The 12,755-nt window shown below is 43.3% G+C and carries 6 protein-coding genes; all 6 read left to right on the forward strand.

Translation table 11 applies throughout. The features are described 5' to 3' along the window. The first annotated feature begins 48 nt into the window (after positions 1-48). Positions 49-6,585 carry a non-ribosomal peptide synthetase gene (locus GSF13_RS08970; protein ID WP_211867969.1) on the forward strand — a complete coding sequence of 2,179 codons (6,537 nt, stop codon included), beginning with the start codon at positions 49-51 and terminating at the stop codon, positions 6,583-6,585. After that, positions 6,540-8,657, forward strand: a complete 2,118-nt coding sequence (locus tag GSF13_RS24920) for an AMP-binding protein (RefSeq protein ID WP_282961470.1) — start codon at positions 6,540-6,542, stop codon at positions 8,655-8,657. Before GSF13_RS08970 ends, GSF13_RS24920 begins: the two co-directional genes overlap by 46 nt. Then, positions 8,657-9,595, forward strand: a complete 939-nt coding sequence (locus tag GSF13_RS08980; protein ID WP_010604449.1) for a TauD/TfdA family dioxygenase — start codon at positions 8,657-8,659, stop codon at positions 9,593-9,595. The genes GSF13_RS24920 and GSF13_RS08980 overlap by 1 nt, the downstream gene beginning before the upstream one ends. Positions 9,596-9,610: 15 nt before the next feature. Then, positions 9,611-10,603: a TauD/TfdA family dioxygenase gene (locus GSF13_RS08985; RefSeq protein WP_211867979.1), complete on the forward strand. Its 993-nt coding sequence runs from the start codon at positions 9,611-9,613 to the stop codon at positions 10,601-10,603. Between the two features lie 270 nt (positions 10,604-10,873). Beyond that, positions 10,874-11,863: a methyltransferase gene (locus tag GSF13_RS08990; protein ID WP_102056221.1), complete on the forward strand. Its 990-nt coding sequence runs from the start codon at positions 10,874-10,876 to the stop codon at positions 11,861-11,863. A gap of 21 nt (positions 11,864-11,884) precedes the next feature. Continuing rightward, entirely contained in the window at positions 11,885-12,715 is an 831-nt protein-coding gene (locus tag GSF13_RS08995) for an amidohydrolase family protein (protein WP_174171068.1), read from the forward strand. Positions 12,716-12,755 lie beyond the last annotated feature (40 nt).

Genomic DNA, 12,755 nt, shown 5'->3' on the forward strand with positions numbered 1-12,755 from the left:
TTATCGTCACCTCCGGATATAGCGCATAACAAAATAGGTATAACGAAAATGGATATTGAGAATACACAGTCAGTGGCAGAGTCAAATCGCAAGCGAGCCGCGCTGATTAAAAAGTTGGCAGAGCAAAAGCGCGCCCAGATGTTGGCTAAGAAACAAAGCAAAATTACAGCTCGGCAAATAGGGTCTAACACCTTGCCTTTATCGTTTGCACAGCAACGCCTGTGGTTTCTCGATAAGCTTTCTGACCAGGGCGCAGAATATAATATCTCCGGAGGCTTCACCGTTAGAGGAGAGTTTAACGTTGTGGCGGCCCAACAGGCAATACAACAGATCATCACTCGCCATGAAGTGCTTCGAACGACATATGATGACAAGGACGGAGAGCCTATTCAGATTATTCAAGCGACTCCTGAATTTGCAATGACAGTTTACGACTTGAGCCGTGACGAATGTGCACCAAATGCGAATACGATGGAGGAGTTACTCCAGCGCGAATGTGAAAAACCGTTCGATTTAAGTACCGATGTGATGCTCCGAGCAAGTTATATCTCTTTGCCACGCGAGCAAGAACGGGCTGTTGGGGTATTACTGTTTAGTATGCATCATATTGCTTCTGATGGTTGGTCGATGGAAATTGTCACGCGTGAATTTGTGGCAGAATATCAGGCTCAACTTGATGACCGCCCAGCGAGTGTCGTTGAACCGGAGATACAATACGGTGATTTTGCACTTTGGCAACGCCAACACTTGGATCAGCAAGTGTTGCAAAAGCAACTTGAATATTGGCAGCATCAACTTGAAGGAATGCCTGCCGTTCATCGTCTACCCATGGATTATCCACGGCCAGATTTTAAACGCTATCAAGGCCTTAAACTTTCCAGACGACTCGAAGGCAGCGTAAGCCGTCGAGCGTTGATGTTTGCAAAGGAGCATGGACTGACTCCATTCATGTTATTTCATGCGGTGCTGAATCTTATGATGGCACGCTGTAGTAACCAAGCTGAATTTGTAGTGGGAACGCCAGCTGCTAACCGAATGAAATCAGAGTTGAAGCAAGTGGTTGGCTTTTTTGTTAATACTCTCGTTTTAAAAGCAAATGTCGATGCGTCTAGTATTAATGCATATCTTGAGCACATTAAAGAAGTTAATTTAGATGCTCAATCTAATCAAGATATTCCTTTCGAGCAGATAGTTGAGCATTGCGTGCCAGCCAGAAGCGCCCAATACACCCCATTATTTCAGGTACTGCTAAGTACAACGAGCGGTCAAAACACTGCATTAGAGCTACCTCACCTTGAGTTACTACCTATTGAGCGCAAAGGGGTGGTAGCTAAATTTGATATAGATATTAACGTTGCTTTGGGTGAGCAAGGTGGCCAAATCAAATGGGTTTATGATAGTGCTATTTTTAAGCCTGAAACGATAACACAATTTGCTGAATTTTTTGAATGTACCCTAATCTCCCTATTAAATTGCGATGATCTTAGTTTGCCCTTAAGTCGCATCAATATGATCACTGATGCTGAGCGCACGAAGCTAGTTACTCCCAACCAACCGCAGTTTGAAGGTCAGCCACTAGCAGATCATGTTCATCTTCATTTTAGTGCGCAGGCCCAAAAGCTTCATAATCAAACCGCGTTAATATCGCAAAATAACCACATTAGCTATCAAACAGTTGATAGCGCCTCGACACAAATGGCTATACATCTTCAAGAGTTGGGGGTAGGTGCTGGCGATATTGTGGCTGTAAGTATGATTCAGAATGAGCGCTTAATATATACTATTTTGGGCATTATGAAGCTTGGAGCAGCCTATTTACCTGTCTCACCTGATTTACCTAAGGCGAGGTTACAGTATATTTTTGATGATGCATCAGTGTCATTGGTGATCACATCGGAAGAAAAGATAGGGCTCGACAAGCGTGATGGCCTCAAGGTCATATGTTTCGATGATGATTTTGAGCAACGAATATTAAATCATTATGTTACTGAAGGCTTTGAGCCCCACCAAGGTGACCCATCTACACTACCAAGTTATGTGATTTACACTTCGGGTTCGACAGGCAATCCCAAAGGCGTTGTCATTTCGCAGCAAAGTGCTTTGCAATTTGGGCTCTATATGGGGCAGCGATTTGCAATTGACTCTAATTGCCGAGTACTACAATTTGCCACTATTAGCTTTGATGCTTTTATCATGGAATGGCAATGGGCATTATTAAATGGTGGCAGTCTACATTTTTGCGATCCGCAATGTAAAACCGATCCTGCACAGCTAAGCTCGTTTTTACAGCAACAAAGTATTACTCACACACTGTTGCCGCCAACACTTCTTCGTCACCTTCCTTATCATGATAATTATGATTTTAAAGCTCTGTTGGTCGGAGGCGAGGCTTGCGATGAAGGTTTGGCCGAACAGTGGGCTGGGCGATACCCTATGTTTAATGCGTATGGGCCCACCGAGTCTACAGTGTGTGCCAGTATTGCTGAGCTAAAACCCCAGCATCAGGTCACAATTGGTAATCCTGTAGATTTCACCCAGCTATTTGTCTCGAGTCGCGACGGTCAACCTTTACCGAAAGGCTTGTGTGGAGAGTTAGTGATAGCGGGAAGTGGGTTGGCTTTAGGTTATTTGAATAAATCAGAGCTGACTTTGCAAAAATTTATCACGAACCCTTTTGGGGCGGGGCGGTGGTATTTTACTGGAGATATTGCGCGGCAAAATAGCCGCGGAGAATTTGAATATCTGGGACGTATTGATGATCAAGTGAGTATTAAAGGCTTCCGGATTGAGCTTGAGGAAGTTAAACAGCAACTACTGTTAGCTGTTGGTGTAACCGCGGCAGAAGTAGTTGTTGAAGAATTGGCTGCAGGACAGCGTAGGTTGCTAGCCTATATCGTAGCGAGCAATGAGGTAGTTGGCTCTGACGGTGAACTTATTGCATCGGTGAAAGCACAACTGCATGAGCGTTTGCCCAATTATATGATCCCTGCAGGTTTTGCTGTGCTTGATGCACTGCCTGTCACCCAAAGTGGCAAGGTTGATAAACAGGCGCTACCCAAAATAGATATGTTGGCGCAACAAGAATCATACCAAGCGCCAAGCAATGATATAGAGCATCAACTGGTTGAGTTGTATGCTCAGTTGCTGGGACTTTCACCACAACACCTAAGTGTTACGAGTAACTTTTTTGAACTGGGTGGTGATTCGATCTTGTCTATACAGCTAGTGTCGAGAGCCGCAAGGGTTGGATTGTACTTTTCTGTTAAGCAGTTGTTCTCCTACCAAACCATAGCTGCACTGGCTGCCCATGTTTCGACTTCACAAGTACAGCAGGTCTCACAGCAGCCAAGTGCTGGAACCTTACCATTACTGCCTATTCATCAAGCTTTTTTTATGGATGAGGCTGGACTAAATCATTTTAATCAAGCTGTTATGCTCGGTTGCCAAATCCAGTTAACTAAAGAGTTTCTGACCCAAGTTGTTACATGCTTAGTGGTCCAGCATGATGCACTGAGGTTGCGTTTTAAACATCAAGATACTGGTTGGGTTGGTGAGTTTGCTGACACTTCAAGTTTTGATATTGACGCAGTACTAAGCGTAATCAATGTTGATAATTTAAATTCAATTACAGGTATTGCGGATGAGTTACAGCAAAGCCTCAACATTACAGTTGGCCCCTTATTCAAAGTGGTCTTGTTTACTGATCCAAAACAGCAGCAGCGTCTGCTGATTATTTGCCATCACCTTATTATAGATGGAGTCTCTTGGCGTATTCTGCTGGAAGACTTTGAGCGCTGTTTAGATAAGAGCCAAGAGCCCACTCATCATGCTCTATTTGAGCTTGGGCAAAAGACCACCGCTTATCAAACATGGTGCGAGTATTTAGACTCATGGCCAAATCTAGAACAGAATGCCAACGAGATTGCTTATTGGCGAGAGCAGTTAGCGCTACCTGTACCTAGTTATCGGCGCGGTGAGACGAGTGAGGCATACATAAGTAATGAGTTTGTTGGTAGTTTACAGTTTGCATTGGATAAGGATTATACAAGCTTGTTGTTGCAACGAGCTAATAGCACTTATAGAACACAAATAAATGAGCTACTCATTGCAGCGCTATTACGTGGTTTTAGTCTTTGGTCGGAACAGTCTATCATGCGCATAGATTTAGAGGGGCATGGTCGCGAAGAGCTTGATAGCGGCCATGATCTCAGTCGCACTATCGGCTGGTTTACTACCTCATACCCACTTACATTAGAAGCGCCTGATGGAGATCTTGAAGCGCTAATTTGTGCAGTAAAAGAGCAATACCGTGCCATTCCAAATAAAGGACTCGGCTTTGGGTTATTAGCTCGGGCAGGTCTGTTGGGGAGTAATGTTGAACCTCACGCTGAAATTGTATTCAACTATCTAGGCCAATTTAAGCAGGTGATCAATGAGCAATCGCTATTGTTTGCTGTAGAGGAAGGTACCGGGCGAGCTATCAGCCCTCATAGAAAGTTAACACACGGGCTTAGCTTCAACGGTAAAATTTTGGCCGAGCAATTACAGTTCAACTTGAGCTATGACAAAAACGGTTACTCCTGCGAGTCTCTCCAAAAGTTAAACCAGCTAATTGTCAGAAGTTTAGAAGAGATTATTCAGCACTGCTGTGATGTTGAAGCCGGTATTTTTACGGCGTCGGATTTTCCGTTGGCAACCGTCCAGCCGCAAGAGCTAAAAAGCTGGACGCAAGGCCAAGCTATTCAAGATATTTATGCGACAACGCCAATGCAAGAAGGGATGCTATACCATAGTAACTTGGAGCGTGGTGCATACGCCAACCAGCTATTTATGGAAGTGATTGGTGAGGTTGATCTCGGCCATCTGCGTGCTGCTTGGCAGTGTCTGGTAGATAGGTACGACATTTTTCGAACTGGATTTAGAACGTCAGAGCTAGGAATAATCAATCAGATTGTCCATCAACAGGTGACATTACCTTGGCAAGAGTTTGATTTAAGTCAACTAGATGTGGCGGAACAACAAGCGATAGTCAATCAAATGCGTGCTGAAGACAAGGCGGAAGGCTTTAATGTCAATATGCCACCTTTAGTACGAGTAACGGTTTGGCAATTGGCGCCCCAACACTATCAGCTTTTGTGGACTCAGCACCATGCATTAATCGACGGTTGGTGTTCTGGTATTGTTTTCTCCGAGTTATTAGCGATTTATCATGCATTAAGTAACAAGCGAGATATACAACTATCGCCAGCCGTGCCTTACAAAAATTACATCGCCTGGCTACAAAGTAAAGATAGTGATAAAGCTGAGCAGTTTTGGCGTACTCAAGTGGGTCAAATTACTGAACGAAGTCATTTACCTTTTTCTCGTTACCTAGAGCAGCCTGACTATGTGGTTGCGAGGGAATATTTACAACTAACAGTCGAGCAAACTAATGCGTTAACTCTACTTGCAAAGCAAACGCGCACCACCCTGAATGTTGTATTGCAAGCTGCTTGGGCTTTATTGTTGAGTCGAGCAAACCGCAGTAAACAGGTTACGTTTGGTACAACCGTATCCGGCCGCCCTGCAGATTTGAATGGGGTAGAGTCAATGGTGGGGCTATTTATTAACACAGTGCCCGCGGTCATCTCTCTTGACTCAGAGCAGAGCGTATCTGAGCTGTTACTACAGCTCCAATCAGATTATATTGAAAGAGATGAATACAGTTATTTTCCGTTATCAAAAATTCAAAAGTTATCTAGTGAACATGCCGGTCGCGGCCTCTTTGATAGCCTATTAGTATTTGAGAACTATCCGCGCTCTTTATCCGATGCGAGTAGGCACACAGAGCAGTCACTGCAAATCAAAAATATTGAATCGCAGCAAGGCAACAATTTCCCTCTTTCTTTGATAGCCTCTCATGGCGAGGTACTCAAGATTAAGTTCGAGTACCATAGTAATCATTATTCAAAACACGGGATAGAACAGCTTCGTAGCTGCCTTGGCGAAATCCTTACGGCCATGTCACACGGATCAGATAAGCCAATATCGACATTAGCTTGGCTAACCAAAGCACAGCAACAAGCTGTTTTAGTGAACAGTGGTTATGGCCGACAAACACAAACTTCCCCGAGCTTTATTGCTACCTTAAAGCATCAATTTGCCAGTTATCCAGAGGCTGAAGCTGTTTATAGCCATGGGGTAAGTACGAATTATCGAGCATTAAATACAATTGCTAATCAAATCGCTACACAGTTATCAGAAAACGGTATCGGTAAACAAAGTCGGGTTGGAATTTGTCTCGAAAAGGGCGTGGGTTATTTAGCTTCAATTATAGCGACATTTAAAGTTGGCGCTGCATTTGTGCCATTGGAAAAGGAATGGCCAACAGAACGTCTAGCTTTCATTGCTCAAGATGCACAGCTAGACCTAACGCTCACTGAGCCCACGACTCAACATGCAATGACCAAGTCTCAACGACAGCTATGCATAACAAAACTAGCTTCTGAACATATCGAGTTTGAGGGGACATCCCTCACGCTAATGATATCGCTTATATTATCTACACGTCGGGCACAACTGGTAAACCTAAAGGAGTGGCCGTGAGTCATGGCAACATAAGCCATTACGTTGATGCCATGTTATCTCGACACGCGATTGCCCAACATAGTCGCTTTGCTCTCCTTACTTCATTTGCCACAGATTTGGGTTACACCTCGATACTTCTAGCGTTGGCGACAGCAGGCAGTGTAGATATAGGTAGTCGAGAGTTGATCCAAAGCGGTGATAGTTTTACCCAGCATATCCTTGCACGTGAGATTAATGTGATTAAGCTGACTCCGAGTCTATTGGCTGCACTGTTGACGCATTATGATGGAAAATTGACATCGCTAAACCATGTATTCGTGGGTGGTGAAGCTATTCAATCCGATGCTCGTCAAGTCATTCGCACGCTACTTAATGATGGCGTGGAAGTAATTAATCACTACGGTCCAACAGAAACTACCATTGGGGCATGTACACAGGTTATTAATGATGTGGATGCTAAGCCAATAGCGATAGGTCGCCCTATTTCAGGAATGCGAGCTTGTGTGCTGGATGATAACAAAGAGTTGGTGCCTGATGGCATCGTAGGTGAGCTGTACTTATCAGGAAGCGGTGTTGCTTTAGGATACATCAGACAGTCGTCGTTAACGGATCAGTATTTCACTCTTGACCCTTGGGCGTCCGATAGTTCGCGTCGTTACGCCACGGGGGATTTGGTATATAGAGATGAAAGTGGAGATTTGGTATATGTCGGACGTAAAGATAATCAAATCAAAGTTCGTGGTTTCCGCGTTGAACTGGAAGAGATCGAGCTAACTTTACTGCGCTCACCTAGTGTTAGTACCGCCGTTGTCATACTTAACAGCGAGCAAACTTTGGTGGCCTACATCAAGCTCAAAGCTGGTGCTGTGGAGCAACAAAGTAATCTATTAAATCTTGCCCAGCAATGGCTACCTCACTACATGGTACCAAGTGCGATTGTCTTTGTGGAAGATATCCCATTAAAAAGCAACGGAAAAGTAGATAAAAGTGCATTGCCAAGTGTGCAAAAGAATGTTGAGAAAAAACGAGCTGAAACGCCTTTGGAATTAACCGTTGCTCGAGCTTGGGCGCAATATTTGGGCTGCGATGCTGAAACGATAGGAGTCGAAGAAAACTTTTATGATTTAGGTGGTGACTCCGTAAAAATGATTTTGGTGATTGGCTTGTTGAAGAAGCAAGGGATCACAATAGCAGCTCAGCAAATGAGCAAAATCAATACCATTGCTGGGGTCGTGGAATTGGTTGAAGGTCAAGGCCAAGCACCGAAACAGCCAGAGTCAGTTGTTTTATTGGGGCAACAAGCTGAAGAAGTTATCTTCGCGATTCACCCATATGGGGGGCGTGTTGATAACTATCGCCAGTTGGCAGCTAAATTGCAGCCTGAATATCAGCTACTAGGGTTACAAGCGCCATACAATTACCAGTCTGACTATCGATTTGATTCTGCAAAGCAACTAGCTGAGCGTTATGTAGAAGAAATCCTCGTTACGCAACCAAAGGGGCCTTATAGGATCATAGGTTGGTCTGCTGGTGGCACACTCGCGCACTTGGTTGCTGCTACGTTACAGCAACGAGGCCGGAATGTTGCCTATTTAGGCATGATAGATTCACTTCCGATAGGCACATCTCGAAAAGTGAAAAGTAACCATGATTATCTGTTAAATAGCGCTCGCTATATTGATAAGCATATCGCCACGAAATTAGCACCAACTTGTAGCTACAGCTACGATGAGCTGATGCAAGCCATCATTGAGTCAATATTTTCCTCACAACCTGATTTCCCACTTTCACGCGATGTGCTAACCGCAGCGTTGCAATTTGGGGTTGATTTAGGGCGTAGTTTGGCGACTGCTCAGGCGATGCAAGAACCATTAGATTTAGCCGTTGAGTTGTTTAAAGCGACTGCTTCAGAAGGCGGGGTGATTGAGCCTGCGTCATTTACTCAGGCCTTTAAACAGCCGCTGAAGGTGCATGAATTTGAGACCACACATGCCGGTTTACTCGAAGGTGATGCTGTAGTCATGATAGCCGATCTAATAAAACAGAGTTTAAAGCGAAAGAATAAGAAAAATGAAGGAGTAACTGGATAATGTTAAAGACTAAACCACTACCCGAAGCACGAGATAGAGAAGTACTACTTGAAGTCGAGTTGTCAGGTATGAAATCACTCGATTGGGTGACACAGCATAAGGAGCAACTCAATGGCATGTTAGATGAGCACGGAATGCTGCTCATTCGAGGTTTAAACGTTGTGAGTAGTAAGCAGTTTGGGCAAGCGCTTAGCACGTTGTTTGGCTGTGAGTTAGCTTCGTATCAATACCGCTCGACGCCTAGGACCGAACTTAGAGGAAATGTTTACACTGCCACTGAGTATCACCATGACGAAGTGATACCGCAGCATAATGAATGTTCTTATGCGAATAAGTGGCCTCAAAAATTAGGTTTTTTCTGTATGTTACCGGCAGGAAAAGGCGGAGCGACACCGTTGGCTGACAGTCGTGCGGTATATGAAAAATTACCAGCGGAGATCCGTGCCAAATTTGAATCTAAGCAAATCATGTATGTACGAAACTATAGCGACATTGATCTGCCTTGGACTGAAGTATTTCAAACCGACAGTAAAGAGGATGTTGAACGTTTTTGTCATGAAAACGGTTTTGAATTTGAATGGTTTGATAATGAGTTGCGGACCAAGCAGGTTAATCAAGCTGCAATTGAACACCCGCTACATGGCTTTAAAGTTTGGTTTAATCAAGCTCATTTATTCCACATTTCAAGCCTTGACCCTGAAACTAAACAGAGTTTTTTATCAATGTTTGGCACTGAAAGATTACCAAGAAATACCTACTTTGGAGATGGCAGTGACATTCCGGAAGCTGATTTGGCAAAAATCCGGGAAATTTATGAACAGGAAATGTTCCATTTCAATTGGCAAAAAGGCGATGTTTTACTGCTAGATAACTTACGTTTTACCCATGGCCGGCAACCTTTTGAAGGTGCCAGGAAAGTGCTTGTAGGCATGGCCTAACTTCAGGAGAGAGTAATGGTAGATACAATAATAGATGGTGCTGATATTAAGTCATTCGCGACGTTGATTGAGTCCAACTTAACGCCGTCCTCGGTCACTAACCCTACTTTTTTGTCCGGTATCGCAATAGCAGATCCCGTTTTATGGGCAAGTACAAATCGGGAAGCTATTTTAGATTTATTGCAACGCGATGCTGCACTGGTTTTTAGAGACTTCTCATTACCAACTCCTGAGCACTTTGAAGCATTTGCCGCAGCCATTTGCCCTGACCTTTACGGTAACTATGGCGATTTACCGAAAAAAGAGGTTGGTAAGAAAATATACAAGTCCACACCATACCCTAATAACATGAAAATACTTTTCCATAATGAAAGTTCGAATACTGGGGTTTGGCCAACAAAACAATTCTTTTTTTGTGAACAGCCAGCGGCTGTTGGAGGGGCAACGCCATTAGTGGATTGTCGTGCTGTATACAAGGCTTTACCGGAGCATATCAAGCAGGATTTTTCAGCAAAGGGATTGAAATATACGCGTAACTTCTCTGCTGGGTTCGACGTGTCTTGGCAGGACTATTTCAAAACAGACAGCCTTGATGAAGTCAAAACTATTTGTGAACGGCTAGGGTTAACATTTAGTCACGACGCAGATGATACGATAACTACAGAGTTCACAACGGCTGGCGTACTGGTCTTATCTCCAGAAGAAGTAAGCTTTTTCAACCAAGTACAACTACATCACCCATTTTGTCTAGAACCTCAGGTGAGGGCCGTTTTGCTTGAGTTGTTGGGGCAAGATCGATTACCACGAAATGTTACATTTGCAGACGGGAGTGTTATTTCTGATGAAACAATGCAGCTGATTGCAGAGGCCTATGAATCCTGCGCTGTGCGGTTTACGTGGCAACAAGGAGATGTCGTAATGGTTGATAACCGCATTATTGCGCATGGTCGAGATGAATTCGACGGCAATAGAAAAGTTGTAGTGGCGATGGCAGATATGAAAAGTTGAACCATTTTGTATCATTTGTAAATTATTTATTTACTTGAAATCAATTAAATTAACATGTTAACCTGTTCGCAAAGTGTTCAGTTTTGGTCACTATTGACACATTTTTAATCATGATTGAACAGCTAAACGCTGAAAGTCAGGCGAGTGTTTTCTGCCCTTCTTGCTTTCAAGCTATGTAGCCAAGTACTTGATGTAACGACTTCTCTTTACTGCAGTTCAAGTATTCCTAGCGAATTAATTACAAGTACTGTCTATAGGTAGGCAAGGAAAATGAAAGAATTGTATAGTCTTGAGGAGTACGACAAGCATTTATATGGTTATGTCGTTACTGAATTACTTGCTCTGTGTTTTAAATACAACATATTTGAACGGTTAGTTCAGGCACCAGGAACAAATATCGGCCAGCTAGCGCAAGAGCTGAACCTAGCACCTGAAGCTCTGCATCGAATGTTATTGACGCTTAATGCACTAGATATTCTCACGGAACGTGGTGATGGCTTCGCTGTTGAGGATTATTATCTTCCCTTCTTCGATAAAACCCACATACGTTATTTAGGAAACTTCACTCAATTTGTATGCGATCAAGGTCGCAAGTCCATATTTAAGTTAGAAAACCTTTTGACTGGTGAAGAAAAGCCTCGCTCGCCATATGATGATATATACAGCCAAGACAAAAGCTATAGTTTTGCTGCTGCGATGTGGGAGCTGAGTCACTGCTCAGGCCAACCCTTAATCTCATTTTTACCTGACGCACTCGGAGATGTTGTTGACGTTGGTGGTGGTGCAGGTGCAGTAGCCAGTATGCTGATCGCTGCAAACAAGGCACAAAGCGTTACAGTATTTGACCTTCCTGAGGTTGCTTCTGAGTTTGATAGGTATTGTAATGATAATCCCCTTTTTCACCGCATTCGATTTAAAGCTGGCAGCTTTTTTGAAGACTCGATACCTAATGGCAATAACTATTTGCTGAGCAACGTTTTATCTAATTGGAATGAGAATTCATCAGTAGCCATCCTCACTAAAATTCACGCTCAGTTGGCCGCCGGAAATGGCGGTAAAGTATTCATTTTGGAAAGACTTTTTGATGTTGCTGGAAGTCGCTATTCAACTGCTGTAATGCACTTAAACATGATGCTCCATACCGAAGGCGCACATCGTAGCTTTGAGCAGTATAAATCTCTTTTACACCAGGCGGGTTTCTCTTGTGTAGAGCTGATAGAAACAGGGACTGACAGGCATATCGTAACCGGTAGTTTATAAAAAAATACAAAAGGAAATACCATGAATAATATTATCGACTTTCATATCCATGCGGGTGATTTCCCGCAACTGCGTGAAGACATCCAAGATTTAATACAAAAAATTCCGTTAGAAGATGGGGCTGATGTTAAGAAGCTATTTTCAAATGGTGAGGCAATGTCTGCCTACCTTCAAAACGCGGGTGTAAGCACAGGGATTATTCTGGCTGAATGTGGGCCGGGTACAAACTATTCTATTACCAGTGAAATGATCGCTAACCGTTGTAAAGATAACAATAGTTTAGTGCCTTTTGGTAGTGTTAATCCTAATTATCACAAGGATCCGATAGCTGAATTTCATAAAAGTATAGAGGCTGGAGTCAGAGGGTTTAAATTCTATCCTGCTGATCATGGTTTTGATGCATTAAGTAGTGACATGATGGAAATTTATAAACTCTGTGAACAGCATGGAGTGGTGATCATGTTTCATACCGGGTTTACGGCTCAAAAAGATACAGAACAAATGTACTGTAACCCCGCGGACTTTATTCCTATTTTTGAGGCATGTCCTGAGTTGGCAGTCGTATTGTGCCATGCAGGTAAGCCGCACTGGTACAAAGAATCTGTTGAAGTAATTACTAAGTACCCAAATGCATTTATTGATACTGCGTTAGTACCAATCGATGTGGTGACTGAGTTGGTTCGTAGTAACCCCAAAGTAGTAGACAAAGTTTTATTTGGCTCAGACTGGCCTGTATGTGGCAATTATGAGGCATTAGTTGAGCGCTATTTACACTCTGGATTGAGTGAAGTGCAACTGCAAAAAATAATGCGTACCAATGCATTAAGTCTGCTCACTCGTAGAGATTTTTAAGCATCACTGCTTGGACTCAACCGTCATCAAAAATTTGGAG

It is taken from the genome of Pseudoalteromonas sp. M8 (genome assembly GCF_018141365.1).
Taxonomy (GTDB): Bacteria; Pseudomonadota; Gammaproteobacteria; order Enterobacterales; family Alteromonadaceae; genus Pseudoalteromonas.

Bases quoted from the DNA above. Each gene is read 5' to 3' on its own strand.
- GSF13_RS08970 (WP_211867969.1), top strand. From the start codon at position 49: ATGGATATTGAGAATACACAGTCAGTGGCAGAGTCAAATCGCAAGCGA.
- GSF13_RS08980 (WP_010604449.1), top strand. From the start codon at position 8,657: ATGTTAAAGACTAAACCACTACCCGAAGCACGAGATAGAGAAGTACTA.
- GSF13_RS08985 (WP_211867979.1), top strand. From the start codon at position 9,611: ATGGTAGATACAATAATAGATGGTGCTGATATTAAGTCATTCGCGACG.
- GSF13_RS08990 (WP_102056221.1), top strand. From the start codon at position 10,874: ATGAAAGAATTGTATAGTCTTGAGGAGTACGACAAGCATTTATATGGT.
- GSF13_RS08995 (WP_174171068.1), top strand. From the start codon at position 11,885: ATGAATAATATTATCGACTTTCATATCCATGCGGGTGATTTCCCGCAA.